The organism is Cyanobium sp. ATX 6A2 (assembly GCF_024346355.1).
Classification (GTDB): Bacteria; Cyanobacteriota; Cyanobacteriia; order PCC-6307; family Cyanobiaceae; genus NIES-981.
Genome location: NZ_JAGQCU010000001.1, coordinates 200,379 through 225,194, shown reverse-complemented (window position 1 = coordinate 225,194; position 24,816 = coordinate 200,379). Strand labels below are relative to the sequence as shown.

Below are 24,816 nucleotides of genomic sequence, written 5' to 3'. Positions count from 1 at the left end.
GCCCCGCGCTCATGCCGGCAACCACTGGAGCCAGCGCTGCAGGATCGCCGCACCGGCCCGGCCCGATTTCTCCGGGTGAAACTGGCAGGCGCCGATGGCGCCGTGCCACACCGCGGCGGTGACCGTGTCGCCGGCGAAGTCCACCCCGGCGGTGGTGATGGCCGGATCGCTGGGTTCGGCGGCGAAGGAGTGCACGAAGTACACCCAGGCCTCGGGAGCTCCAGCGGGCAGCAGGGGGCTGGGGCTGAGCGGGATCAGGGGCTCCCAGCCCATGTGCGGGATCGGATGGCCGCGGCGGCGCGGCAGTGCCCGTACCCGCCCCGGCAGCAGAGCCAGCCCCCGGCTGTGGCCCTCATCGCTGGCTTCGAACAGCAGCTGCAGCCCCAGACAGATGCCCAGCAGCGGCCGCTCCGCTGCGCACCAATCGCGCAGCATTGCTTCCAGCCCGCTGGCCCGCAGCCGCTCCATGGCCGGGTCGAAGGCCCCCACCCCCGGCAGCAGCAGCCCCTGGCAGCTGTCGATCAGGGGCGCGTCGGCCGCTGGATCGGCCACGCTCACCACCTCCGCGCCCAGCCGCTCGAAGCCCCGCCGCACCGAGTGCAGGTTGCCCATGCCGTAGTCGATCAGGCCCAGACGCCTCATGACGGCTCCAGGCAGCGCTGCTCGGGCTGCTCCAGGGCCGATCCACCGCCCAGGTCGAGCCCGTTGAGGGCATCGATCAGTTGGTACAGCCTGCCCATGCGGCGCATATTGAAGCGGAAGCGCAGGCAGGGCCGCAGAAAGCCATCGTCATCGCTGGTTTCGGCGGCGTGGATGGCCCCTTGGTCCACCAGGTCGTCGAAATCACGGTTGAGCCGCTCCAGCGCTTCCGCTGGGATCGGGGCATTGAGCTGCAGTTCCAGCCGATCACTGAGCAGTTCGGCGGCGTGGAACACCCGGTAGAAGCGGGAGATGCGGGCAATCGCTTCGCTGGCGCTGTCCGTCTGGCACACCAGGGAGCGATCCTCAGGTGAGATCAGGCCCCGTTTGGTCATCAGCCGCTGCACCTCCACCTGCCAACTGCTCCAGAAGGGATCTCCCGGCGGAGCGAGCAGCACCAGCGGCATCGGTGGGGTGCGGCCCGTCTGGATCAGGGTGAGTGCCTCGAACAGCTCATCGAGGGTGCCGAAGCCGCCGGGCAGCACCACCACCGCGTCGCTCTCGCGCAGGAAGAACAACTTGCGGGTGAAGAAGTAGCGAAAGTTGAGCAGCCTCGCTTCGTAGCTGCTCACGATCGGATTGGGGTGCTGCTCGAACGGCAGGTCGACGTTGAGACCGAAGCTGGCCTGGCTGCCGGCCCCGCGGTTGGCGGCCTCCATGATGCCGCCACCGGCACCGGTGATCACCTCGAATCCTTCCTCCACCGCCCGCACGGCGAGCTCCTCGGCCATCTGGAAGGCGGGGTCGTCGGCTGTGGTGCGGGCCGAGCCGAATACCGACACCTTGCGAACCTTGCGGTGTGGCCGGAATGCCTCAAGGGCTTCGCTGATGTCAGCCAGGGTGCCACTGATGATCCGCCAGGCGTCGGGCTCGGTTTCGTTGCGGCAGATGTCGAGTAGGGACACCAGGGCGCGGTGAATGGTGCGCCGCTGGGGGTGGTGCTCAATGGCGCTGGCGAGGGCCTCAAGAGGGCTGATACCGCCGTTGCGCTGTGCCGGTGAAAGGGCCGACCGGGGATCTGTCAGGGGGCTGTTCAGACCGGAGCTGTCAGAGGTACTTGCTGATCGTGCCGGACAGGGTGGTCTTGGGCACGGCACCGACGACGGTGTCGACTTTCTGACCGCCCTTGAACACCATCAGGGTGGGAATGCTGCGGATGCCGTATTGGCTGGCCACGTTGGGATTTTCGTCGGTGTTTAGCTTGAACACCTTGATCTGGCCCTCGAATTCCTTGGCGATTTCATCGACGATCGGCGCCACCATGCGGCAGGGGCCGCACCAGGGCGCCCAGAAGTCGACCAGCACAGGCACATCACTCTTGAGCACGTCCTGCTCGAAGGAGGCGTCGGTGACAGCGGCTGCGCTGGACATCCTTGTTGGGATCGGGATTTCAGCAATGTAGCAAGGGGTCCAGACCGCTTTGCCGGCCCCACATCAAGCGTTGCAGGAGGCGAGCCGGGCCGCTGGTGCGCTGGAGGGGGAAGCAAAAAGGCCCGGACGAGCCGGGCCGGAGGGTGTGAGGAGTGTGCGAGCTGTGAAGCCCCCACAACCTCAAGATAGACCTCGCCTCCTACTTCCCCATGCCCAGCTGCTGCGCCTTCTGATACACCTTGCCCTCGGTGAGCAGCGATGGAGCCACCACCACCTCCACCTGCTGCATCTCCTGAAGGGTGCGGGCTCCCAGGGTGCCCATGGAGGTGCGGATGCAGCCGAGCAGATTCTGGGTGCCGTCGTCGAGGCCGGCGGGGCCGCGCAGGATCCGCTCCAGGCTGCCGGTGGTGCCCACCTTGATGCGGGTGCCGCGGGGCAGCACTGGGCTGGGGGTGGCCATGCCCCAGTGGAAACCCCGGCCAGGGGCCTCGGCGGCTCGGGCGATCGGCGACCCGATCATCACCCCATCGGCGCCGCAGGCCAGACACTTGCAGATGTCGCCTCCGGTGACGATGCCGCCATCGGCGATCACGGGCACGCGGCGGCCGCTCTCGGCGGCGTAGTCGTCACGGGCGGCGGCACAGTCGGCCACGGCGGTGGCCTGGGGAATGCCCACCCCGAGCACGCCGCGGCTTGTGCAGGCGGCGCCGGGGCCGATCCCCACGAGCACGCCGGCGGCACCAGCGCGCATCAGCTTCAGGGCCACCTCGTAGGTGACGCAGTTGCCGATCACCACCGGCACGCCGAAGTCGCGGCAGAGGGCCTCGACATTGAGGGTTTCCTGGCCTTCAGGGCCGATGTGCTCGGTGCTCACCACCGTGGCCTGCACGAAGAACAGGTCGGCGCCGGCCTCGGCGATGGCCCTGCCGAACCTGATCGAGGCCACCGGGGTGGCGCTCACCGCGGCGATGCCGCCCTTCTGCTTGATCTCAGCGATGCGCCTGCGGATCAGGTCTTCCCGTACCGGCTGGCTGTAGAGATCCTGCATCAGGGACACGAACTCGTCCTTGCCCACGGCGGCGATGCGATCCAGCACCGGGTTGGGGTCGTCATAGCGGCACTGCACCCCCTCCAGGTTGAGCACCCCCAGGGCGCCCTGCCGGCTGAGCTCCACGGCCATGGCCACGTCCACCACGCCATCCATGGCGCTGGCGATGATGGGGATCTCCCGCTCAATCCCCCCCAGGCTCCAGCTGCTGTCGGTCACGGCCGGATCCACCGTGCGGCCGCCCGGCACCAGGGCAATTTCGTCGATGCCATAGGCGCGACGGACGGTGCGGGAACGGCCGAGCTGGATATCCACAGAGGGTGGGCAGATTCGGGCCACCGTATCAACTGATGCGGCTTTAGTCCTGGCCGCGGAAGCTGCGCCAGCGTTGTTGCAGGCCGTCGAGCAGCCGCTCGCGCTCGCTGCGGCGAATCAGCTTGGGAAGGCCATAGCGGACGCCCCAGATCACACCCACCAACTCCAGCAGACCGGGCACCAGCGGAAGGCTGTTGATGGCGCTCAGCAGCCCTGCGTACACCCGCAGCACCATCAGCACCGTGATCAGCGCGAGCCCGAGGGTGAGGGGCGTTTTCGCCTGCTGCCAGAGGCTCTGCAGCTCGCCGCTGCGCCACCACTGCTGCAGCTTCTCAACCAGCAGATTCCACTCGCCGCCATCGCCATCGCCTGTGGGCGTGGCGCCGCCGCCGAGTGCTGGCACGGTGGTGCTGGTTTCCACAGTGGGCTCCGCCACTGCGGTGGGTTCGTTCAGGGGCGGTGGGGTGGGCTCGGAGGCGGGAGCATGGCTGGACTCGCCGCTCATGTCTGCGGCCGTGACGGCTTCGGCACTCGCCTCTGCAGCACGCGCTGCCGCGGCACGCGTGTCCGCGGTGCTGGTGTCTGCGGGGCTGGAGGCGGCCTGCAGGTCGTCGCGCTGGGTGTCGGCCATGGGGGCGATGGGCGAAGAACGGGGAGCTGTGCTGGGCAGGGTCCTGGCGGATTGCCTGTCGCGGCCTGTGGCTCGTCAAAGTTGCGCAGGAGCTTAAGGGTGATTGCCCGCCCCCTCTTGCCTCAGCTGTCGATGGGCAGCAGGGTGGGCTGGCTCGCGAGCGGCATCACCGGCAGCCGGATCGGAAAGCGATTGCCCTCCAGCCGGCTCACCAGTTCGGCCGTGATCTCGGCTGCCATCCGGGGGCTGTGGGCCGGAGCGCAGCGCAGCTCCCGCTCGCCCACCACGATGCGGCCGCTGGCCAGCTGGGCGTAGCTCACCGACCCCAGGGCCGGCTTGATCCGCCGGGGAATGGCCACATCCAGCACCGGCGCCTCCAGCTCGTCGGGCCCCGTCGCCGCCCGCCTGGCCACCTCCAGGTCCAGCAGCGGCACCGGGGCGGCGATCGCCACCAGCAGGGCGCAGCCGTGGCCGGCAAAGAAGCAGGGCCGTAGCCAGCGGCCCTCGAGGCTGTGCAGGTCCACGCTCACCGCCGCCGTGGCTCCGGGCGTGAGGGCATGGCCGCTGCGCTGCCTCCTGGGGCCGGGCTGGTGGCCACTGCCGGCCCCCAGCACCCAGCCGATGCCCCCGGCCACCAGCACCGGTGAGCCCGGCCCCAGCAACGTGAGCCCTGGCATGGTGAGACCGATGCTGCCGGCGCCGCCGCAGCTCCACAGGGCCGTGCCGTAGGGGCCCAGCAGCGGTCCCCAGGGGCTGGCGCAGAGCCCGGCTGCGCTGCTCACCGCCGCCACGCCGTTTTCGGCGATGGCTCGGTGCAGGAGCAGCCGTCCGCCGCCGATCCGCTCCAGGTTGAGCTCGGTGTGCAGGTCGCGGCGGGGATGGGAGGGCGTGCCCTCACCGCCGGCGTCGAAGGCCAGCGCCCCGCCGGCCAGCAGGGCGCCGAGCAGCTGGGCTCCGCTGTGGCGCGCCGGTTCCCCCAGCCCGCCGCCCACCGGCAGCACCAGCTCGCCGGCCCCGCCGCTGGCCAGCCCCTGCACGCCATCGAGCCGGGCCTCCCGCAGCCGGATCGGCGGATCCGTGGGGCCCAGGGAGAGGTGCAGGCTGGCCTGGTCGGTGAAGCCGGCATCGGCGGCCACCACCACATCAGTGATGGCGTAGGCCCGCTCCAGCCCCCGCTCGCGCACCAGGGCCCGGAAGTCGGCGGCTGAGCGCACCCGCAGCTCGCCCGCCCGCTGGCGTTCACACAGCTGGGTTTCGCTGCGTGGAAGGGCGTCGCCGGGCTCGATAGAATGGGACGATTGAAGGCGGTTGTGCATGGCGGATCCCACGGGACCGATCAACCCGGGTGATTCCGGTTCGGACGGGGATTCACGGGTCATCCAGACCGACCTCCGCAACGAGATGTCGCGCTCCTACCTGGAGTATGCGATGAGTGTGATCGTGGGTCGGGCCCTGCCCGATGCCCGCGATGGCCTCAAGCCCGTGCATCGCCGCATCCTCTACGCGATGTACGAGCTGGGTCTCACCAGCGACCGGCCCTACCGCAAGTGCGCCCGTGTAGTGGGCGAGGTGCTCGGTAAGTACCATCCCCACGGCGATACGGCCGTGTACGACGCCCTGGTGCGGATGGCGCAGGACTTCTCCCTGCGCATGCCGCTGATCGATGGCCACGGCAACTTCGGTTCGGTGGACAACGACCCGCCCGCCGCCATGCGCTACACCGAATCGCGGCTGCAGGCGCTCACCACCGATGCCCTGCTCGAGGACATCGAGTGCGAGACGGTTGACTTCGTCGACAACTTCGACGGCAGTCAGCAGGAACCCACTGTGATGCCGGCGCGCATCCCCCAGCTGCTCCTCAACGGCTCCTCCGGCATCGCCGTGGGCATGGCCACCAACATCCCGCCCCACAACCTCGGTGAGCTGCTCGACGGTCTCCAGGCCCTGATCGCCAACCCCGAGATCAGCGACCGGGAGCTGCAGGCCCTGATCCCCGGCCCCGATTTCCCCACCGGCGGGCAGATCCTCGGTCGCCGTGGCATCCGCGAGATCTACGCCACCGGCCGGGGTTCGGTGACCATGCGCGGCGTGGCCGGCATCGAGACGATCGAGGCCAAGGGCCGGCCCGACCGTGACGCGGTGATCATCACCGAGCTGCCATACCAAACCAACAAGGCGGCGCTGATCGAGCGCATCGCTGAGCTGGTGAACGACAAGAAGCTGGAGGGCATCAGCGACATTCGCGACGAATCCGATCGCGATGGCATGCGCGTGGTGATCGAGCTGCGGCGTGATGCCTATCCGCAGGTGGTGCTCAACAACCTGTTCAAGCTCACGCCGCTGCAGAGCAACTTCAACGCCTACATGCTGGCGCTGGTGGGCAACGAGCCGATCCTGCTCAATCTCCGGCGGATGCTGGAGGTGTTTCTCGAGTACCGCATCGAGACGATCGAGCGGCGCACCCGCTTCCTGCTGCGCAAGGCCGAGGAGCGCGATCACATCCTGCTGGGCCTGCTGATCGCCCTCGACAATCTCGACGCGATCATCGCCCTGATCCGTGCCGCCGCCGACACCGCCACGGCCCGCAGCGGGTTGGTTGAGCAGTTTGGCCTCAGCGAAGTGCAGGCCGATGCCATCCTGCAGATGCAGCTGCGCCGGCTCACGGCCCTGGAGGCCGACAAGATCCGGCTTGAGCATGAGGATCTGCTCGCCAAGATCACCGATTACAAGGACATCCTCGCCCGTCGGGAGCGGGTGCTGGAGATCATCCAGACCGAGCTCACCACGATCCGCAGCCGCCACCACTCACCCCGCCGCACCGAGATTCTCGATGTGGAGGGTGGCCTCGATGACATCGACCTGATCGCCAACGAGCGCTCGGTGGTGCTGCTCACCGAAACCGGCTATCTCAAGCGCATGCCGGTGAGTGAGTTTGAAGCCACCAGCCGCGGCACCCGCGGCAAGGCCGGCACCCGCAGCCAGGGCGAGGAGGCCGTGAAGCTGTTCATCAGCTGCAACGACCACGACCACCTGCTGCTGTTCAGCGATCGCGGCGTGGTGTACACCGTGCCCACCTATCGGGTTCCGGTGGGCAGCCGCGCCGCCAAGGGCACCCCGATCGTGCAGCTGCTGCCGATTCCGCGGGAGGAGCAGATCACCTCGCTGCTGGCGGTGAGCGAATTCACCGACGACGGCGTGCTGGTGATGCTCACCAGCGGCGGCACGATCAAACGCACCCGGCTCTCGGCCTTCGCCAACATCCGCTCCAACGGCCTGATCGCCATCGATCTGGTGGGGGGGGATTCGCTGCGCTGGGTGCGGCTGGCCCTGCCCGGCGACAGCGTGCTGATCGGCTCCCGCCAGGGCATGACGATCCACTTCCGGCTCAGCGACGAGGAACTGCGGCCCCTCGGCCGCACAGCCCGGGGCGTGCGGGCCATGAACCTGCGCACCGCTGATCAGCTGGTGAGCATGGACGTGTTGCCGGCTGAACTGGCCGACCGGGTGGCCCAGGTGTCCGCCGCCGGTGATGACGAGGCGGAGGTGGAGGCCGAAGCCGATGAAGCCGTGGCACCCAGTGACGGCCCCTGGGTGCTGGTGACCACCGCCAGCGGCCTGGGCAAACGGGTGCCGGTGGACCAGTTCCGGTTGCAGAAGCGCGCCGGCATGGGCCTGCGGGCGATCCGCTTTCGCCAGAGCGACGACGTTCTGGTGGGGTTGCGGGTGCTGGGCTCCGGTGAGGAGCTGCTGCTGGTGAGCGAGCGGGGCGTGATCGTGCGTACCCGGGCCGATGCGGTGCCGCAGCAATCGCGGGCGGCCACGGGGGTGCGCCTGCAGCGTCTCGATGCCGGCGATCGCCTCGCCGAGGTGGTGCTGGTGCCGCCGGCCCTCGAGGAGGAGGCCGCCCTCGATGATCCCGAGGCCGAGGCCGAGGCCGGTGCGGATGCGCAGGCCGGTGCGGCCAGTGGCGCTGCAGAGAGTGGCGCTGAAGAAGGTGGCGCTGAGGAGAGTGCGAGCTGAGCGGTCTGAGCGCTGAGGCGGATGTGCTGGTGGTGGGCGGCGGCCCCGCGGGGCTCTCGATCGCCGCGGCGCTGGCCGCTGAGCGGGTGCGTGTGGCGGTGCTCAGTGCCAGCGACCCCGCCGCACCCTGGCCCAACACCTACGGCATCTGGGGTGAGGAGGTGGATGCCCTGGGGCTCTCCCACCTGCTCGAGCACCGCTGGAGCCGCACCTGCAGTTATTTCGGCGCGGGCGAAGGCGGTGGCCCGGGGCTGGCCGATGCCCCCACTCCCCATGGCCGCGATTACGGCCTGTTCGACAAGACGCTGCTGCAGCGCCACTGGCTTGATCAGTGCACTGCCGGCGCGGTGCGCTGGGAGCGTGGGGAGGCAAGGGAGCTGAGCTTTGTGGCGGGCGCCAGCCAGAGCGCCGCCTGCAGCCTGGTGCGCTGCGCCGATGGCCGGGAGCTGCGGGCCCGGCTGGTGGTGGATGCCTCGGGGCACCGGTCGGCCCTGATCCGCCGCCCGGATCGTGGTCCGGTGGCCGGCCAGGCGGCCTACGGGGTGGTGGGGCGGTTCAGTGCGCCCCCGGTGCAGCCCGGTCAGTTGGTGCTGATGGACTTCCGCTGCGATCACCTCAGCCCCGTCGAGCGCCGCGAGCCGCCCACCTTTCTCTATGCCATGGACCTGGGCGCGGGGCGGTTCTTCGTGGAGGAAACCTCCCTGGCCCTGGCGCCAGCGCTGCCCTTCGACACCCTCCGGCAGCGGCTGGAGCGGCGCCTGGCCCACCGCGGCGTGGCGATCGAGGTGGTGGAGCATGAAGAGCTCTGCCTGTTCCCGATGAACCTGCCCCTGCCGGATCTCGATCAGCCCCTGCTGGCCTTCGGTGGCTCGGCGGCGATGGTGCATCCGGCCTCGGGCTACATGGTGGGCGCCCTGTTGCGGCGGGCACCAGGGCTGGCGGCGGCGCTGGCGGCGGCCCTGCGTGCTGATCCCCTGGCCAGCCCTGCGGCCCTGGCCGGGGTGGGCTGGCGGGCGCTGTGGCCGCTGGAGCTGCGCCGCAGACAGGCGCTGTACCAGTTCGGACTGGAGAAGCTGATGCGCTTTTCCGAGGCCCAGCTCCGGGCCCATTTCGCCACCTTCTTCGCCCTGCCGCCGCAGCAGTGGACCGGCTTCCTCACCAATACCCTCAGCCTGCCGGAGCTGGTGGTGGCCATGCTGCGTCTGTTTGCCACAGCGCCCTGGAGCGTGAGGGCCGGCCTGATCGCCCAGCAGGGTCGGGAAGCGGCGCTGCTCGGCCAGTTGATCTGGCCCCGCGGCTGAGCCCCAGCAGCGGCCGCCCCGGGGCATCGGCTCGGGATCATCTGCTTGGGGTCATCCGCTTGGGGGTGTCACCCAGTCGGCAGCGTTGAGCTTGGGGAACAGGCGGTCTTCGCGCTGCACCGCCTGCAGCCAGTCGTGGGGCAGCTGCCGGTTGTGGTCGATGGCATCGAGCAGGCGCCAGAAGCGATCGAGGTGGCGCTGGATGCGCTCGCGGGCCAGTTCGGTGGTGGTGCCGGCCCTGAGGATGAAGCTCCAGTCGGAGCTCTGGGCCAGCAACAGCTCCCGCCCCGCCTGGTTGAGCAGATCGCGCTGGTGGCGGTTGGCCACGCCGCGGTTCACGCGCCGCACCATGGCCTGCGACGCCCGCTGCCACTCCGGCACCACCCAGGCGTTGCTGTCGTTGAGCCAGTAGGTGTGGTACCCGCCCTGGCCCCAGCTGCTGGGCGAGGGCCGGCACACCTGCAGGCTGGGGCGTTGCTGCAGGGCTTCGCGCAGGGTCACCAGGCGCACGCCGGCCTGGTGGCAATGACGGAACAGGGCCGCCAGGAACTGGGGCCCTTCAAACCACCAGTGTCCGAACAGCTCCGCGTCGAAGGGCGCCACCAGCAGGGGCAACGGTTCCATGGAACCGGCCAGCCCCGCCAGCTCGGTGGCCCGGCCCCGCAGGTAGGCGCTGGCGTGTTGCTCCACCCGCTCGGCGGCGGCGGCCGGGTCGTAGGGCTGTTTGTGCTCGAGGGGGCAGCCCTGGGCGGTGACGCGGTGCAGCTTCAGCCCCAGGGGCCGGCGGCTGCCGATGCCCGCTTCCTGGAGCTGCTCCTCGGGCAGATCCCAGCCCAGGTCGCGGTGGAACTCCCGGTAGACGCCGTCCCCGGGGTAGCCCTCCCGGGCGCTCCACACCGGCAGGGTGGCGTTGCCGTCGCGCCCGAAGAACGCCACCCCAGCCGGAGAGCAGACGGGGGCGAACACCCCGTAGCGGGGGCGCGGCAGCGCGTGCAGGAGGCCGTGGCCGTCGAGCACCGAATAGCGCAGGCCGGCGGCCACCAGCTGCTGATCGAGCCCCTCGTAGTAGGCGCATTCCGGCAGCCAGATCCCCAGCGGCCGCTCGCCCAGCTGGCGCTGGTGCTCGCGCACGGCGTTCACCAGCTGGGCCTGCACCGCCTCCGGCACCTGGCGCAGCAGCGGCAGATAGCCGTGGGTGGCACCGCAGGTGATCAGGTCGAGCACACCGCGCTGTTGCAGCTGCTGGAAGCGCCGCACCACCTGGCCCTCGTGCTCGAGCCACTGGCGCTCCACCGTTGCCAGCTGCTCCGCCAGGTGCTGGGCGGCCATCTGGTGCTCGGCGGGGGCCTGGGCCAGCAGCAGCTGACGCTGCACCAGCCAGGGCAGGAAGCGGGCGTTCAGTTCGCGGTCGCCCAGCAGGCTGAGCAGGGTGGGCGAAAGCCCGAGGGTGAGCCGCGGCTGCTGGCGGCGATCAGAGGCCGCGGCCTCCAGCACCGTCAGCAGGGGCAGATAGCACTCCTGCAGGGCCTGGAAGTACCAGTCTTCCTCCAGGGAACCGGCCTGCGCGCTGCGCACGTAGGGCAGGTGGGCGTGGAGGACGAGGGCAAGATCGCCCGTGACCATGGCACCACCACACTGGATCCACTGTACGGGCGCGGTACGGTCGAGTTCAGATCTCCCCGGTGTGCCCCCTTCGGCGTGACCTCTTCTTCTAGTCCGCGCCGGCGGCTGGTGCTGGCGGTGGACGGCCACAGCATGTTCTACGCCCAGCAGAAGCTCGGCTGGTTCTTCGATCCCCGCCGCCTGCTGGCCCATGCCCGTTGCCAGCCGGAGCTGGAACTCAGCAGTGCCTTCTGGTACGCCGGCCTGCGCGATCCCGGCGATCAGCGCCCCTTTCGCGATGCTCTCACCAGCCTCGGTTTCACGGTGCGCACCCGTCCGCTGCGGGAACTGGCGGGCGCTGGCGGCCCGGGGGGCGCTGCCGGTGATGGTGAATCGCGTCCTCAGTTCGTGCGCGCCAATCTCGATGTGGAGATCGCCGTTGACCTGATGGCGGTGGCCGCACGCACTGAGGTGGTGTGGTTGCTCAGCGGCAGCCGAGACCTCGATCGCCTGGTGGAGGTGCTGCGGGCCCGGGGGCTGCAGATCGTGCTGATGAGCACCGAGGGGATGGTGGCCCGGGAGCTGCGCAACGCCGCCGATTGCTTCGTCGACCTGGCCGACCTGCGTGAGCAGCTGGAGAAGGCCGAGGCCCTGCAGGCTCCTGTCTTCTCCCGCTGAGGGCGGCCCGGGCGAGCCTCTAGGATGGGGCTAACTCATAGCTATTCCGTATAGGGAGCCCTGCGATGGCCCGCGACCCCGGTCGGGTGCTGATCTTCGACACCACCCTGCGCGATGGCGAGCAATCGCCTGGCGCCAGCCTCAACCTGGAGGAGAAGCTCGCCATCGCCCAGCAGCTCTCCCGGCTGGGGGTGGACATCATCGAGGCCGGCTTCCCCTTCGCCAGCCCGGGCGACTTCAACGCCGTGCAGCGCATCGCCGAGAGCGTGGGCAGCGCCGAGGGGCCGATCATCTGCGGCCTGGCCCGTGCAGCCGCCGGTGACATCAAGGCCTGCGCCGATGCCGTGGCCCCCGCTGCCCGCCGTCGCATCCACACCTTCATCGCCACCAGCGACATCCACCTGGAGCACAAGCTGCGCAAGAGCCGCGCCGAGGTGCTGGCGATCACCGCCGAGATGGTCGACTACGCCCGCTCCCTGGTGGACGACGTGGAGTTTTCCTGCGAGGACGCCGGCCGTTCCGATCCCGAGTTTCTCTATGAGGTGATCGAGGCGGCGATCCGTGCTGGCGCCACCACGATCAATATCCCCGACACGGTGGGCTACGCCACCCCGGCGGAATTCGGCGCCCTGATCGCCGGCATCAACGCCCAGGTGCCGAGCATCGAGCAGGCGGTGATCTCCGTGCATGGCCACAACGATCTGGGCCTGGCGGTGGCCAACTTTCTGGAAGCGGTGAAGCACGGTGCCCGCCAGCTGGAGTGCACGATCAACGGCATCGGCGAACGGGCCGGCAACGCCTCCCTGGAGGAACTGGTGATGGCGCTGCATGTGCGCCGCCGCTATTTCAACCCCTTCCTGGGCCGGCCGGCCGATTCCAGCGAGCCGCTCACCGGTGTGCGCACCGAGGAGATCACCAAGACCTCGCGGCTGGTGAGCAACCTCACCGGCATGGCGGTACAGCCCAACAAGGCGATCGTGGGTGCCAACGCCTTCGCCCACGAATCCGGCATCCACCAGGATGGCGTGCTCAAGCACCGCCTCACCTACGAGATCATCGACGCCCGCACCGTGGGCCTCACCGACAACCGCATCTCCCTGGGCAAACTCTCGGGCCGCAGCGCCTTCCGGGCCCGGCTGGAGGAGCTCGGCTACGAGCTCAGCCGCGACGACCTCGACGACGCCTTCACCCGCTTCAAGGAGCTGGCCGACCGCAAGCGCGAGATCACCGACCGCGATCTCGAGGCGATCGTGAGCGAGCAGGTGCAGCAGAACGACCAGGTGCAATACACCCTGCGCAGCGTGCAGGTGAGCTGCGGCACCGGCGTGCAGCCCACCGCCACGGTGACCCTGATCAACGCCGACGGGGCCGAGCTCACCGAGGCGGCGATCGGCACCGGTCCGGTGGATGCGGTGTGCCAGGCCCTCAACCGCCTGGCCCAGGTGCCCAACGAGCTGGTGGAGTTCTCGGTGAAGAGCGTGACCGAGGGCATCGACGCCATGGGCGAGGTGACCATCCGCCTGCGCCACCAGGGGGCGCTCTATTCCGGCCACGCCGCTGACACCGATGTGGTGGTGGCCGCGGCCCAGGCGTTCGTGAATGCCCTCAACCGCCTGCTGGCCGGCAGCCAGACCCTGGCCCTGCACCCCCAGCGGGCCCCCCTGCCGGTGCTGGGGGATCTGCCCCTGGCTGAGCGGCCGCGGGTGTGATGGCACACCAACCCCCTGCCGCGTCACGCCGCTCCGCACTGCCAGCGGCGCTGCAGCTGGTGCTGCTGCTGCTGGTGGCCCTGGCCATGCTGGTGCCGCTGCTGTGGCTGGTGAGCACCTCGTTGAAGGGGCCGGCCGAGAACATCTTCACCACCCCGCCGGCGCTGCTGCCGGCCGAGCCCAGCCTCGAGGCTTACCAGCGCCTGTTCGCCGACAGCCCGATGGCCACCTACCTGCGCAACAGCGCGATCGTGAGCGTCCTGGCGGTGCTCGCCAACCTCACCTTCTGCTCCCTGGCGGCCTACCCGCTGGCGCGCATGCGCTTTGCGGGGCGGGGGCTGGTGCTGGCCCTGGTGGTGGCCACGATCCTGATCCCCTTCCAGGTGGTGATGATTCCGCTCTATCTGCTGATGGTGCAGATCGGCCTGCGCAACACCCTCTGGGCGCTGATCATTCCCCAGGCCGCCACGGCCTTCGGCATCTTCCTGCTGCGCCAGAGCTTTCTGGGGGTGCCGGTGGAGCTGGAGGAGGCGGCCCGCAGCGATGGCTGCACGCCGGTTGGCGAGTGGTGGAACGTGATGATCCCCGCTGCCCGGGCCGATCTGATCACCCTGGCGATGTTCGTGTTCATTGGCACCTGGAGCGACTTCCTCTGGCCGCTGGTGATCCTCGATGAACCCGAGCTCTACACCCTGCCCCTGGGCCTGCAGCAGCTGGCCAGCAGCTTCTCCCTCGACTGGCGCCTGGTGGCGGCCGGCTCGGTGATCTCGATCCTGCCGGTGCTGCTGCTGTTCATCGGCCTGCAGCGCTACATCCTCCCCAGCGCCAGTGGCGACGCGGTGAAGGGCTGAGTCGTTCAGGGCTGGGCGGGGCCGCCCTGCGGCGTCGGACCGGCTGGCTCAGCGGGGGCGATGGATGAACCCGGCAAGCCCGCTTCAGAGCCTCCACGTTCAGGCACGGGAGCGGCGGAGGGGGTGCCCGCTGCGGCGGGGGCGCGGCCCAGCTGACGCAGCTGGGCGCTGAGGGCGTCGGTTTCGGCCTGCAGCACATCGAGGCGGCTGCTGTCGCGCTCTAGGGCCTGCAGCCGCTCCACGGCATTGCGCAGTTGATCCTCCAGGCCGGTGGTGCGCTCCAGGGCGCGGCTGTTCTCCAGGCCCTGGAGACGCTGCTGGAGTTCCTGGATTTTGCTGCCCTGCTGGCGTGTCTGCAGCAGCAGGGCCACGAACAGCACGGCCACCAGGGCGGTGAACCCGGCCTGCAGCCACAACACCCAGTCGGGCAGCGGCGGCAGGGGACCGGCGCTGGAAGCGCTGCCGGTGGAGCCTGGGGCCAGGGGGCTGGGGTCCATCGGTTCGGCTCGCCTGGCCCAATCCTGCCCGATCGCTGCTGATGCCCGGTCGGCACCCTGCGGCACAGTGGTCGGCAGCCGTCCAGTCGTGATGACGATTCTGGTAACCGGGGGCGCCGGCTATATCGGCAGCCACACGGTGCGGGCCCTGCAGCGCGCCGGCCAGCCCGTGCTGGTGCTCGACAACCTGGTGTACGGCCACCGCGACATCGCCCAGGCGGTGCTCCAGGTGCCGCTGGTGGAGGGTCAGCTGGGGGATCGGCCGCTGCTCGATCAGCTGCTCCAGGGCAGCCATCCGCTGCTGCCGGCAGGCCCGGTGCGGGCGGTGCTGCACTTCGCCGCCTACGCCTACGTGGGCGAGAGCGTGGTCGATCCGGCTCGCTACTACCGCAACAACCTCGGCGACACCCTGGTGCTGCTGGAGGCGCTGCGGGCCGAGAGCGAGCGGCGCGCTGGCCAGGCCTCCGGCAGCGCCCAGAGCAGTGCCCAGATCCCCCTGGTGTTCAGCTCCACCTGCGCCACCTACGGAATCCCCGAGCCGGACCAGATCCCGATCCGCGAGTCCACCCCCCAGCAGCCGATCAACCCCTATGGCCGCAGCAAGTGGATGGTGGAGCAGCTGCTGGCCGACTTCGCCGCCGCCTACGGCCAGCCCAGCGTGATCTTCCGCTACTTCAACGCCGCCGGTGCCGATCCCGCCGGCGATCTGGGGGAAGACCACAACCCCGAAACCCATCTGATTCCCCTGGTGCTCGAGGCCCTGGCCGGCCGCCGCGAGGCGATCCAGGTATACGGCCGCGACTACCCCACGCCCGATGGCACCTGCATCCGCGACTACATCCATGTGAGTGATCTGGCCGCCGCCCACGTGCTCGGGCTGGAGCGGTTGCTGCAGAGCCCGTGGGCATCGGATTCCGCCGCCGATGCAGCTGAGGCACCGTTGGTGTACAACCTCGGCACCGGCCGCGGCTATTCGGTGCAGGAGGTGATCGACAGCGCCCGCCGGGTCACCGGTGGGTCGCTCAGCGTCCACGACGCCCCCCGGCGGCCGGGGGATCCAGCCGCGCTGGTGGCCGATGCCGCCCGGGCCCGCACCGAACTCGGCTGGCAGCCCCGGCGCTCAGACCTGGACACGATTCTGGCCGACGCCTGGGCCTGGCATCAGGGCCGCTGGGCGCAATCTGAGGGCTGCTGATCGGGCGATCCCGGATCTCCGGCCCCCAGGCTGGCGGCGGCCTGCAGCAGCTGGGCGGCCGTGGCCGCATACACCGCATCCGCCTCCGCCGCGCTGCGGCCGATGCAGGTCATGCCCAGCTTGCCGAACTCCGAGAGGCAGCCCAGCAGGTGAAAGACGCTGCCGCGCAGCTGGGCAGGGTCGTAGTGCAGTCCCGCCTCGGCCACGATGTCGATCAGGTCGATCGGCAGCAGCCCGCGCAGGCGCGGGTCGCAGAGGTTGTCGGTGGCCCGGTAGAAGAGCGGCGAGCCTGTGGGAGAGCGGAACAGGCCGCTGGCCGGATCCATGCGGCCGCTGGTGATGGCGTTCAGGGTCATGAACGTGTGGGTCGTGCCCCCCTGGCGCAGGTTCACCTCAATGGCCTGCAGGTCCCAGTGCCGGCCGCGGCGCCGGGCGATGAAATCCACCGCGTAGCGCTCCAGGGCCCCTACGGCCGCCAGCGCCTCCCCCACCGCCTGCCCGTAGCCCATCAGCTCCGCCCGGTAGGCCTCGGACGCCGGAAACAGGCAACCCAGGTAGGTCTGCCCATTCGCGCCGCCGAGCACCTGCTCGTGGCTGGAGAGCACCTCCACCTCCCCGGGCCGGCCATTGCCGCCGGGGTGGATCATGCCCTGCACGCTGGGGGAGTGGATCGCCTCTGCGCCTTCCTGCCAGGGCTCCAGCCAGGCCTCCACCAGGGCCCCCTGCTCGGCCATCAGCTTCAGCCAGTTGCCGGCCGGCATCGGCAGCTGCTCCAGGGCCCCCAGCAGCTGCTGCCGGCGCCCGCGTGCCGGCCGTTCGGCCAGCTCCAGGGGCTCCAGCTCCAGGCAGGCGTTGCCTTCGCCGCTGAAGCCCTGGTTGAGCTTCACCACGCAGCGGCGCAGCTCGGGATGGCCTTCCCACAGCTCGGCGGTCACCTCCGCCAGGTCGGAGAGGGTGTGCACCAGGGCGCTGCCGGGGGGATGGGGTACCCCCTGGCGGGCAAACAGGGCGCGGCTGCCGGCCTTGCTGCCCCAGTGGGCCAGTGCCGGATCGGTGCCCAGCAGGGGGACCTGCAGGCGCTCTGAGAGCTGCCGCTCCAGATCGCTCACCACGAAGCAGCTGATGAAGCTGCGGCCGGGGCGCAGCAGCTCGGCGATGCGCTGCAGCAGGGCCGGGCGCTCCAGCAGCTTGGCCGTCAGCGGCCGGCTGGAGGCGTCATCGGTGTCCACCAGGTGCAGCCGCCGCCGGGCGTGGGCGGCGGGCACCCCCGGCAGCAGCTCCAGCACCGCGTCCACCACCAGGTCGGCCAGGGGTTTGCTGCTGGCGTACACCATCCGCACCCCTGGATGGCGCAGGCCGATGAGGGCGAACAGCTGGCGCTCCTCGTAGTGATGGGCCCCCATCACCAGGCCCATCTGCTGCTGTTCCAGCGACAGCGAGGGCACCATCAGCACATCCACATCGGGGCCGTGGCCGCCGCTCACCCGGCCCCAGGAGGGCTGCAGCTGGGCCTGGAGCTGCCGGAAGCTCAGGGGCATCAGGCGCTGAAGGCCTTGCGGGCCGGAATCGGATAGGGGATGCGCCGGTGGCGCATGCGTTTCCACACCCGCACGAAGGCGCGGATCAGCAACTCCAGTTCGGCTCGGCTGATGCCACTGCCGGCCAGCTGGCCGTCGCGCTGGCGGGCTCCGAGGATGCGCCCCACCATCTCTCTGGCTTCGGTTTCGGTGGTGGTGGGCGGCAGCGAGCGCAGGGCCGCCTCACAGCCATCGGCCAGCATCAGGATCCCCGTTTCGCGACTGCGGGGGGCAGGCCCGCGGTAGCGGAAGCGTTCCTCCGAGACCGCTGGATTGCGCTCCCGGGCCTGGTGCAGGAAGTAGCCCATCTTGAGGGTGCCCTGATGTTCGGGGATGAAGTCGGCCAGGGGCCTGGGCAGGCGGTAGCGGCGCGCCAGCCGCAGGCCCTCATCCACGTGGGCCTGGAGGATGGCGGCGCTGGCATAGGGGTCATCGAGCTGGTCGTGGGGGTTGCGGCCGCTCTCCTGATTCTCGATGAACCACTGCGGGGCGTGCAGTTTGCCCACGTCGTGATACAAGGCACCGGTGCGCACCAGGTCCACGTCGGCGCCGATGCTGCGGGCCCCCTCTTCCGCCAGGCCGGCGATCATCAGGGTGTGCTCGAAGGTTCCCGGTGCCTCGCAGGAGAGCTTGCGCAGCAACGGCCGCTCCAGGTCGGCCAGCTCCAGCAGGCGGGCGCGGGTGAGCAGCCCGAAGAAGGTTTCCACCAGCGGCGCCAGCAGCAGGCCCAGCATCAACAGGCCCGCCAGCATCAGCCCCTCGCCCACCAGGTCGATCTGGCCCGGCTGGCCGCGGCCCTGCAGCAGCAGCCACTGCAGCAGCACCGCCGCCGCCGGCAGCACCGCCGCCAGTTGCAGCAGTCCGGCCCGGCTGCGCTGGCGATCGGCGGCCATCGCCGCGGCGGCCCCGGTGGCCGCCGCCACCAGCAGCCGCACCCCCAGCACACCACTGAGCGGAAGGGGCCAGAGCAGGGTGGCCGCCGCCAGCCAGGCCAGGCCGCAGCCGCTGCCCAGCCCCTGGGCCAGCAGCAGGGTGGGCGGCACCAACAGCAGCATCGGGCTGGCCAGGGGGCCCAGCCACAGGTTCACCCCCTGCACCGCCAGCAGGGTGGACAGTGACAGCATCGCCTGGCGGGGCTCCAGGCTCGGCCGCCAGCGCCGTTGCAGCAACACCAGCAGGCCGCAGGCCGCCAGCGCCTCCACGAAGTGAGCCAGCCAGGTGAGCGGCCGCGGCCGCCGGTTCACCAGGCCGAAGTAATCGAGCACATCGAAGGCCTGGGCGCTGATGCGCTCGCCCTGCCGTACCACCAGATCGCCCGACTTCACGTTGATCGTGGGAATGCCCTCCTGGTTGATCAGCGCCTCGATGCGCCGCTGACTGAGGGCCGGATCGCTGCGCAGGTTCGACTGGCCCTGGAGCACGTGCACCAGCAGCCGGGCCCCCACCTCCCGGCCCTCCCTGGGCAGACCGTCGAGCTGCAGGCTGGCCGCCTGCAGCAGCTGCCCCTCCGCCAGACCGGCCGCCAGGCCCTGGCTGAGCATGCGCAGCTGGGCCTGGCGCAGCTCCCGCTCCCAGGCGGTGCGCTCCACGCTGTTCAATCCCTGCAGCCACAGGCGTTCGACCGTGGTGAGCGACACCGGTTTGACCAGGGTCTCGGCGCTGCCGGCCTGGGCCTCGATCGCCTGCAGGCTCTCATCGAGCCGCTCCTGCAGCAGCGTGCTGGCCGTTTCATCCACCACCTGCACCGTGGTGCGGGGCAGCATCTGCTCGCGGCGCTGCTCCAGGGCCGTGCTGTCCACCACCCGGGCCTCCTGGGGAGCCCGCACCGTGAACGGGGCCATCATGCCGGCCCGCAGGTTGGGTTCCACCAGCCAGGGCCAGCTGGACACCAGGGCCACCAGCAGGCACACCAGCAGTACCGCGGCCGCATCCTGGCCGCGCCACCAGGGCGGACTCTGCACGGGGCGTTCAGCCCGCAGCAGTCGCCGCCAGAGGGTTCGCAGCCGCGGCCATCCCATGGTTCAAAACTAGCCCCGGCGACACTGCGGGACGCCGCCGGGCCGGGGCAAGCTGGGGCCAGCTGCCCGCACGCCATGGCCCTCACCCTCGACGGCCGCCAGCTCGCCGCCGAACTCGAAGCCCGGCTGCGGGCCACCATCGCCGAGCGCCAGGGGGCCATCGGCCGGCCGCCGGGGCTGGCCGTGCTGCGGGTGGGCGACGATCCCGCCAGCGGCGTGTATGTGGCCAACAAGGAGAAGGCCTGCGGCCGGGTGGGCATCACCAGCCTGGGCGAGCACCTGCCGGCTGATGCCGGTGCCGCGGCTGTGCTGGCAGCCGTGCAGTGCCTCAACGCCGATCCTGCCTGCGACGGCATTCTGCTGCAGCTGCCCCTGCCCGCCGGCCTGGAGGAAGGGCCGCTGCTGGCGGCGATCGATCCGGAGAAGGATGCCGATGGCCTGCACACCCTCAACCTCGGCCGGCTGCTGAAGGGCGAACCCGGTCCGCGCAGCTGCACGCCGGCGGGGGTGATGGCGCTGCTGGCCCGCCACCGGCTGCCGCTGGCGGGCCGTCGTGCGGTGGTGGTGGGGCGCAGCATCCTGGTGGGCAAGCCGATGGCGCTGATGCTCCAGGCCGCTGACGCCACCGTGACCGTGGCCCACTCCCGCAGCGCCGATCTGGCCGGGCTCTGCCGCCAGGCCGAGGTGTTGGTGGTGGCCGCTGGCCGCCCCGGGATCGTGGGCGCCGAGCACGTGTGGCCTGGCGCGGTGGTGGTGGATGTGGGCATCCACCGGCGGCCCGAGGGCGGCCTCTGCGGTGATGTGCGCGCCGCCGAGGTGGCGCCGATCGCCGCCGCGCTCACGCCGGTGCCGGGGGGCGTGGGGCCGATGACCGTGACCATGCTGCTGGTGAACACGGTGCTGGCCTGGTGCCGTCGCCACGGCCTCGAGCACGGCCTCGACGATCTGGTGGTGTGAGTCAGCGCCGCCAGCGGTGGAACAGTGTTCTCCAGGTGGATGCCGGTGGCGGGCTGAGCGCATTGCCGGCGCCCAGCAGGGGCTGGGCTTCGGCGAGCAGGGCCGCCAGTTCGCCCCGCAGGTGCTGTGCTTCGCGGCCCTCGAGCCGGCCGAGATCCAGTTTCTCCAGTTGGCGGCGCACCTGGCGCAAGTTCTGGATGAGGCGCTGCGGGATCCGCTCCTGTCTGAACTGCAGCCGGGCGGCATCGAGCTGGTCCTGCACCTGGGCGGCCAGGCGCTCGCGGGGCTGCTCGCTGAGGGCCAGTGCCGTGAGCTCCCGCAGCACCGGCTTGCGCAGCGTCGGCTCCTCCTCCTTGTCCGGCTCGGCGTCCTCGAGCCCCCACTCCTGGGCCAGCCGCGCCAGCACCAGGGGGGCCAGTTCCGCAGCGACCGGCTCCGCAAAGGGGAAATGCTTGGCCAGGCTGGGGTCGAGCTGGGCGCGCTGGTCGATCAGCAGCAACCCCAGCGCCCGCCAGGGCCGCGCCAAACGCCGCGGCAGGGCCGCCAACTGGCCCGCCAGCCCACAGAACAGGGACTCGGCGTCGGCGACGGCCGAGTAGCGCAAGGGGGTGCCGCTGATCTCGGCCAGGTAGGCCTCTGCCAGCTCCAGTTCGGCCAGTTCCCGCCCCACCTGTCCCGGGTCTGCCATCCGGTAGGCCTCCACGATCCACTCGTCTGCCAGCCCCAGTTGGTCGCGCTGCTCACGCAGCTTCAGGCGACGATCCAGCCAGCCGTAGGCGAGCTTGGTTTCGGGGGCCATCTGCAGGGCCGCCTCGATGAATTCCAGGTCGGCGCGCTCCACTTCGGGGGGGAGCACGGCGGCCATGGGTTGCTCAAAGCGCGCGTAGCGCTGGGGGTCCACAGTCAGCAGCCAGCGCATGGCGGCCAGCCGGCGGTTGCCATTCACCACCACCCCTTCGGCATCCACCAGCAGCGGCTCGGTCTGCACCGCCAGGCGCTCCAGTTCCTGCAGGATCGGCCCCTTGGGATCCCGCGCCTTGTCCACCAGCAGTTCGTGCAGCAACTCCTGGGTGCCGGGTTCCGATTCCTGCTCCGCCAGCTGCTGCAGGCGCTTGGGCTGGTGGGCCAGGCGCTCCTGCAGTCCCGCCAGCAGGCGGCCGTTGTCCACCCGGTAGAGCAGCAGCTCCTGGGCGAGTGGTGCCCGGCACACTTGCCGAGGCCCCTGGCGCAGGGTCACCCAGTGGTCGGCGGGCACGCTGGCCGTGGCGGCGGCGATGCGGCGGCGGCGTTCCGCCGGGTTGCTGATGCAGCTGGGCAACATGGCGGCCGGATCACTGCTGGTCAGTGTGGCTCGCCTGAGTGGTTCTCTCAACGCCGCAGCCACCTGATCACGCCTGCCTGAGAGAATCGGCGGCAGCAACGCCTTTCCCCATGGCAGCGGTGGCCACGACCACGGGCAAGGGATTCGATTTCTCGGCCTACCTCGAGAGCGCCCGCCAGCGGGTGGAGGCGGCCCTGGAGGCGGCGCTGCCGCCGGAGCGGCCGGAGTCGCTGCGCGAGGCGATGCGCTACTCGCTGCTGGCCGGCGGCAAGCGGCTGCGGCCGATCCTCTGCCTGGCCGCCTGCGAGCTGGCCGGCGGCAGCTCGCAGGCGGCCATGCCCACGGCAGTGGCGCTGGAAATGGTGCACACCATGTCGCTGATCCACGACGACCTGCCGGCCATGGACAACGACGATCTGCGCCGTGGGCGGCCCACCAACCACAAGGTGTACGGCGAGGCCAACGCCATCCTGGCCGGCGACGCCCTGCTCACCCGCGCCTTCGAGCTGGTGGCGCTGCGCAGTCCGGGGGTGCCGGCTGAGCGCCTGCTGGCCGTGGTGGGCGAGCTGTCGCTGGCCTCGGGCGCCCCGGGGCTGGTGGGCGGTCAGGTGGTTGACCTGGAGTGCGAGGGCAAGAGCGTCGATCTCGACACCCTCGAGTACATCCACCTGCACAAGACCGGTGCTCTGCTGCGGGCCTGCGTGATCTGCGGCGCCCACATCGCCGGCGCCTCCAATGCCCTGCTCGAGGCCCTCGGCACCTACGCTCGCGGCATCGGCCTGGCCTTTCAGATCATCGACGACATCCTCGATGTGACCGCCAGCAGCGAAGTGCTGGGCAAGACGGCCGGCAAGGACCTCACCGCCGACAAGACCACCTACCCGAAGCTGCTGGGCCTGGAGGAGTCGCGGCAGCGGGCCGAGGCGCTGGTGGCTGAGGCCAAGGCCGCCCTGGCTCCGTTCGCCGCCGATGCCGCTGCCACCGTCATCCCTGGTGCTGTGGATCCGGCCGCGCCCCTGCTGGCCCTGGCCGACTACATCACCAGCCGCGACCGATGAGCCCGGATCCGCTCGCTGCCGCCCTGCCTCCCCTCCAGGCCCTGCTCGACAACGGCGTGCTCTGGTGGGGACTGGCCGCCTGCGGCAGCGCCCAGCTCTCCAAGCTGCTCATTGAGCTGGTGCTGCACCGCCGCTGGAATCCCCGCGTGCTCGTGGAAACCGGCGGCATGCCCTCCAGCCACTCCGCCCTGCTCACCGGTACGGCGGCGGCGCTGGGCTGGCGGCTGGGCTTCGCCGATCCCCTGTTCGCCCTGGCGGCCGCCATGTGTTTCGTGGTGCTCTACGACGCCTCCGGCGTGCGCCGGGCCGCCGGGCTCACCGCCGCCCGGGTCAATGGCCTGCCCGCCGCTGTTGCTGGCGCCGCCGCCGGCAGCGAGCCCCTGCCTCCCCTCAAGGAAAACCTCGGCCACACCCGCCTGGAGGTGCTGGCGGGTGCGCTGATGGGTCCGGCGGTGGCCCTGCCCGGACTGGTGCTGGTGGGCTCGCCTCTGCACCTGGCGATGGTGTGGGGCCTGCCGGCCGGCATTGGCTGACACCCTCACCACCGATCAGCACTCCGCCTGCGCGGCCTTTGCCGCCTGGCTGGCGGAACCGCAGGCCGGGGTGCCCTTCGTGCTCAGCGGCTACGCCGGCACCGGCAAGACCTTCCTGTCGATGCGCTTCCTGGCCCAGGCCGAAGCCGCCGGCCTGTGCTGGACCGTGGTGGCCCCCACCCACAAGGCCGTGGGGGTGTTGCGCAGCCATCTGCAGGCGGCTGCCCTGGTGCCCACCTGGTACCCCTCCACCATCCACCGGTTGCTGCGGCTGCGGCTCAAGCGTCAGGGCGATCTGGAGCGCTGCGAGGAGAGCGAACACACCGCCGCGGCCCTGGAGCACCTGGCTCTGGTGCTGATCGATGAGGCCTCGATGGTGGACAGCCAGCTGCTGGAGATCACCCTGCGCTGCGCCCATCCCTTCCGCACCCGGCTGGTGTTCGTGGGTGATCCCGCCCAGCTGCCACCGGTGGGGGAGCCCGAGAGCGCGGTGTTCGCCCTCGGCCGTGCCCGTACGGCGGCCCTGCGCCAGGTGGTGCGCCACCAGGGGCCGGTGCTGCGCCTGGCCCAGGGGATCCGCGAGCAGGCCCTGCCCTGCCGCCGGCCACCGCCCCTGCCGCCCGTGCGCACGGCCGCCGGTCGCGTGGCTCTGCTGGATCGCCAGGCCTGGCTGCTGGAGGCCCAGGCCGCCCTGCGCCGCAGCGCTGAAACCGACAATCCCGATCTGGCCCGCATCCTCTGCTACACCAACCGCTCCCTGGAGCAGCTGGTGCCGATCGCCCGCCGCGCCCTGCACGGCGCCATGGCCGACCAGCTGCCGGTGTTGCCCGGAGAGGTGCTGATCAGCCGCAGTGCCGTGATGGCTCCCGCCTGCCGGGAGGGAGAGGAGGCCGCCGAGGAACCCGACATGGTGCTCGGCTCCAACCGCGAGCTGGTGGTGCGCGATGTGACCCCCGAACGCTGCGACCTGGCGGATTTCGGCGTTGCCGATGCCCCCCTGATCGACACCCTCACGGCCTCGGTGCAGGCCGGCGACAGCGGGCTGAGCCTGCGCCTGCTGCCGCCGGCCGGCAGCGTTCCCCGCCAGGCCCTCGACGCTGTGCTCGAGCGGCTGCGCGCCAGCGCCCGCGGCGTGGCCCGCGATCAGGGCAAGGCCGCGGCCCGGGGGCTGTGGCGGCAGTTCTTCCTGGTGCGCGATGCCTTTGCGGCCCTCGGCCCGGCCGCCGTGCTCACGGTGCACCGCAGCCAGGGCAGTACCTTCGGCCAGGTGTTCGTGGATGCCGATGTGTTCTGGCCCCGCGACGAGCTGCTGCGCCGCCAGCTGGTGTATGTGGCGGTGAGCCGGGCCAGCCAGGGGGTGGCCCTGGTGGCCGGCCCGGCCAGCCAGGCCGAGCAGCAACGCTGGGGCGACTGGTTCGCTGAGGCCTGAAACGCC

The 24,816-nt window shown here is 70.7% G+C and carries 21 protein-coding genes; 10 read left to right on the top strand and 11 right to left on the bottom strand.

The window, feature by feature from the left end:
• Positions 1–9: 9 nt before the first annotated feature.
• The 6 genes from hisH to KBY96_RS01060 form a co-directional block, all read right to left on the bottom strand.
• Positions 10–642 carry an imidazole glycerol phosphate synthase subunit HisH gene (gene hisH, locus KBY96_RS01085; protein ID WP_254977358.1) on the bottom strand — a complete coding sequence of 211 codons (633 nt, stop codon included), beginning with the start codon at positions 640–642 and terminating at the stop codon, positions 10–12.
• Positions 639–1,604, bottom strand: coding sequence for an LOG family protein (locus KBY96_RS01080; protein ID WP_254977357.1), 966 nt, complete (start codon positions 1,602–1,604; stop codon positions 639–641). The genes hisH and KBY96_RS01080 overlap by 4 nt, the downstream gene beginning before the upstream one ends.
• A 142-nt stretch (positions 1,605–1,746) precedes the next feature.
• Positions 1,747–2,070, bottom strand: a complete 324-nt coding sequence (gene trxA, locus KBY96_RS01075) for a thioredoxin (protein ID WP_186697001.1) — start codon at positions 2,068–2,070, stop codon at positions 1,747–1,749.
• 199 nt (positions 2,071–2,269) lie between these two features.
• Positions 2,270–3,433 (bottom strand): GuaB3 family IMP dehydrogenase-related protein, encoded by a 1,164-nt coding sequence (locus tag KBY96_RS01070; RefSeq protein ID WP_254977356.1) that lies wholly within the window; start codon positions 3,431–3,433, stop codon positions 2,270–2,272.
• Between the two features lie 43 nt (positions 3,434–3,476).
• Positions 3,477–4,064 (bottom strand): CAAD domain-containing protein, encoded by a 588-nt coding sequence (locus tag KBY96_RS01065; RefSeq protein WP_254977355.1) that lies wholly within the window; start codon positions 4,062–4,064, stop codon positions 3,477–3,479.
• 122 nt (positions 4,065–4,186) lie between these two features.
• Positions 4,187–5,380, bottom strand: coding sequence for a homocysteine biosynthesis protein (locus tag KBY96_RS01060; RefSeq protein ID WP_254977354.1), 1,194 nt, complete (start codon positions 5,378–5,380; stop codon positions 4,187–4,189).
• Here KBY96_RS01060 and gyrA point away from each other — a divergent pair.
• Together gyrA and crtL are read left to right on the top strand one after the other, a co-directional pair.
• Positions 5,379–8,084, top strand: coding sequence for a DNA gyrase subunit A (gene gyrA / locus KBY96_RS01055; RefSeq protein ID WP_254977353.1), 2,706 nt, complete (start codon positions 5,379–5,381; stop codon positions 8,082–8,084). The two genes, KBY96_RS01060 and gyrA, sit on opposite strands and share 2 nt — an antisense overlap.
• Positions 8,085–8,089: 5 nt before the next feature.
• A complete protein-coding gene (gene crtL, locus KBY96_RS01050) occupies positions 8,090–9,385 on the top strand; it encodes a lycopene beta cyclase (RefSeq protein ID WP_254977631.1) in 1,296 nt (431 codons plus the stop codon).
• A gap of 51 nt (positions 9,386–9,436) precedes the next feature.
• On the opposite strand, the gene KBY96_RS01045 is transcribed toward crtL, so the two are convergent.
• A complete protein-coding gene (locus KBY96_RS01045) occupies positions 9,437–11,008 on the bottom strand; it encodes a glycoside hydrolase family 57 protein (protein ID WP_254977352.1) in 1,572 nt (523 codons plus the stop codon).
• A 75-nt stretch (positions 11,009–11,083) separates the two neighbouring features.
• Between KBY96_RS01045 and KBY96_RS01040 the strand changes: the two genes are divergently transcribed.
• The 3 genes from KBY96_RS01040 to KBY96_RS01030 all read left to right on the top strand — a co-directional run bounded on the left by KBY96_RS01040 (position 11,084) and on the right by KBY96_RS01030 (position 14,225).
• On the top strand, positions 11,084–11,665 hold the full coding sequence (locus KBY96_RS01040; RefSeq protein WP_254977351.1) for an NYN domain-containing protein: 582 nt from the start codon (positions 11,084–11,086) through the stop codon (positions 11,663–11,665).
• 65 nt (positions 11,666–11,730) lie between these two features.
• A complete protein-coding gene (locus KBY96_RS01035) occupies positions 11,731–13,374 on the top strand; it encodes a 2-isopropylmalate synthase (protein WP_254977350.1) in 1,644 nt (547 codons plus the stop codon).
• On the top strand, positions 13,374–14,225 hold the full coding sequence (locus KBY96_RS01030; protein WP_254977349.1) for a carbohydrate ABC transporter permease: 852 nt from the start codon (positions 13,374–13,376) through the stop codon (positions 14,223–14,225). Before KBY96_RS01035 ends, KBY96_RS01030 begins: the two co-directional genes overlap by 1 nt.
• A 5-nt stretch (positions 14,226–14,230) precedes the next feature.
• Here the strand turns inward: KBY96_RS01030 and KBY96_RS01025 are convergent, their stop codons facing one another.
• Positions 14,231–14,722, bottom strand: coding sequence for a hypothetical protein (locus KBY96_RS01025; protein ID WP_254977348.1), 492 nt, complete (start codon positions 14,720–14,722; stop codon positions 14,231–14,233).
• A gap of 91 nt (positions 14,723–14,813) precedes the next feature.
• Between KBY96_RS01025 and galE the strand changes: the two genes are divergently transcribed.
• On the top strand, positions 14,814–15,917 hold the full coding sequence (gene galE, locus KBY96_RS01020) for a UDP-glucose 4-epimerase GalE (RefSeq protein ID WP_254977347.1): 1,104 nt from the start codon (positions 14,814–14,816) through the stop codon (positions 15,915–15,917).
• Here the strand turns inward: galE and KBY96_RS01015 are convergent.
• Both KBY96_RS01015 and KBY96_RS01010 read right to left on the bottom strand, forming a co-directional pair.
• Complete coding sequence (locus tag KBY96_RS01015; RefSeq protein ID WP_254977346.1) at positions 15,884–17,455, bottom strand: peptide ligase PGM1-related protein; 1,572 nt, start codon at positions 17,453–17,455, stop codon at positions 15,884–15,886. The genes galE and KBY96_RS01015 overlap by 34 nt on opposite strands.
• Positions 17,455–19,512 carry an HDIG domain-containing metalloprotein gene (locus KBY96_RS01010; protein WP_254977345.1) on the bottom strand — a complete coding sequence of 686 codons (2,058 nt, stop codon included), beginning with the start codon at positions 19,510–19,512 and terminating at the stop codon, positions 17,455–17,457. The genes KBY96_RS01015 and KBY96_RS01010 overlap by 1 nt, the downstream gene beginning before the upstream one ends.
• A 75-nt stretch (positions 19,513–19,587) precedes the next feature.
• Here KBY96_RS01010 and folD point away from each other — a divergent pair, with 75 nt between their 5' ends.
• Positions 19,588–20,469 carry a bifunctional methylenetetrahydrofolate dehydrogenase/methenyltetrahydrofolate cyclohydrolase FolD gene (gene folD / locus KBY96_RS01005; RefSeq protein ID WP_254977344.1) on the top strand — a complete coding sequence of 294 codons (882 nt, stop codon included), beginning with the start codon at positions 19,588–19,590 and terminating at the stop codon, positions 20,467–20,469.
• A 1-nt stretch (position 20,470) separates the two neighbouring features.
• Here folD and KBY96_RS01000 read toward each other — a convergent pair whose 3' ends face one another.
• Positions 20,471–21,790 (bottom strand): hypothetical protein, encoded by a 1,320-nt coding sequence (locus tag KBY96_RS01000; protein WP_254977343.1) that lies wholly within the window; start codon positions 21,788–21,790, stop codon positions 20,471–20,473.
• Positions 21,791–21,900: 110 nt separating this feature from the next.
• Between KBY96_RS01000 and crtE the strand changes: the two genes are divergently transcribed.
• From crtE to KBY96_RS00985, 3 genes are read left to right on the top strand one after another with little or no spacing between them, the layout of a single operon-like run.
• Positions 21,901–22,848, top strand: a complete 948-nt coding sequence (crtE, locus tag KBY96_RS00995; protein ID WP_254977342.1) for a geranylgeranyl diphosphate synthase CrtE — start codon at positions 21,901–21,903, stop codon at positions 22,846–22,848.
• Positions 22,845–23,381, top strand: a complete 537-nt coding sequence (locus KBY96_RS00990; RefSeq protein ID WP_254977341.1) for a divergent PAP2 family protein — start codon at positions 22,845–22,847, stop codon at positions 23,379–23,381. The genes crtE and KBY96_RS00990 overlap by 4 nt, the downstream gene beginning before the upstream one ends.
• Positions 23,374–24,810, top strand: a complete 1,437-nt coding sequence (locus tag KBY96_RS00985) for an AAA family ATPase (RefSeq protein ID WP_254977340.1) — start codon at positions 23,374–23,376, stop codon at positions 24,808–24,810. Before KBY96_RS00990 ends, KBY96_RS00985 begins: the two co-directional genes overlap by 8 nt.
• Positions 24,811–24,816: the final 6 nt, after the last annotated feature.

What these genes read in the sequence shown, in the direction of transcription:
- KBY96_RS01045 (WP_254977352.1), bottom strand. Translation starts at nt 11,008, where the DNA reads ATGGTCACGGGCGATCTTGCCCTCGTCCTCCACGCCCACCTGCCCTAC.
- KBY96_RS01000 (WP_254977343.1), bottom strand. Translation starts at nt 21,790, where the DNA reads ATGTTGCCCAGCTGCATCAGCAACCCGGCGGAACGCCGCCGCCGCATC.
- KBY96_RS01025 (WP_254977348.1), bottom strand. Translation starts at nt 14,722, where the DNA reads ATGGACCCCAGCCCCCTGGCCCCAGGCTCCACCGGCAGCGCTTCCAGC.
- KBY96_RS01015 (WP_254977346.1), bottom strand. Translation starts at nt 17,455, where the DNA reads ATGCCCCTGAGCTTCCGGCAGCTCCAGGCCCAGCTGCAGCCCTCCTGG.
- trxA (WP_186697001.1), bottom strand. Translation starts at nt 2,070, where the DNA reads ATGTCCAGCGCAGCCGCTGTCACCGACGCCTCCTTCGAGCAGGACGTG.
- gyrA (WP_254977353.1), top strand. Translation starts at nt 5,379, where the DNA reads ATGGCGGATCCCACGGGACCGATCAACCCGGGTGATTCCGGTTCGGAC.
- KBY96_RS00990 (WP_254977341.1), top strand. Translation starts at nt 22,845, where the DNA reads ATGAGCCCGGATCCGCTCGCTGCCGCCCTGCCTCCCCTCCAGGCCCTG.
- KBY96_RS01035 (WP_254977350.1), top strand. Translation starts at nt 11,731, where the DNA reads ATGGCCCGCGACCCCGGTCGGGTGCTGATCTTCGACACCACCCTGCGC.
- crtE (WP_254977342.1), top strand. Translation starts at nt 21,901, where the DNA reads ATGGCAGCGGTGGCCACGACCACGGGCAAGGGATTCGATTTCTCGGCC.
- KBY96_RS01030 (WP_254977349.1), top strand. Translation starts at nt 13,374, where the DNA reads ATGGCACACCAACCCCCTGCCGCGTCACGCCGCTCCGCACTGCCAGCG.
- KBY96_RS01010 (WP_254977345.1), bottom strand. Translation starts at nt 19,512, where the DNA reads ATGGGATGGCCGCGGCTGCGAACCCTCTGGCGGCGACTGCTGCGGGCT.
- hisH (WP_254977358.1), bottom strand. Translation starts at nt 642, where the DNA reads ATGAGGCGTCTGGGCCTGATCGACTACGGCATGGGCAACCTGCACTCG.
- KBY96_RS01065 (WP_254977355.1), bottom strand. Translation starts at nt 4,064, where the DNA reads ATGGCCGACACCCAGCGCGACGACCTGCAGGCCGCCTCCAGCCCCGCA.
- folD (WP_254977344.1), top strand. Translation starts at nt 19,588, where the DNA reads ATGGCCCTCACCCTCGACGGCCGCCAGCTCGCCGCCGAACTCGAAGCC.
- KBY96_RS01060 (WP_254977354.1), bottom strand. Translation starts at nt 5,380, where the DNA reads ATGCACAACCGCCTTCAATCGTCCCATTCTATCGAGCCCGGCGACGCC.
- galE (WP_254977347.1), top strand. Translation starts at nt 14,814, where the DNA reads ATGACGATTCTGGTAACCGGGGGCGCCGGCTATATCGGCAGCCACACG.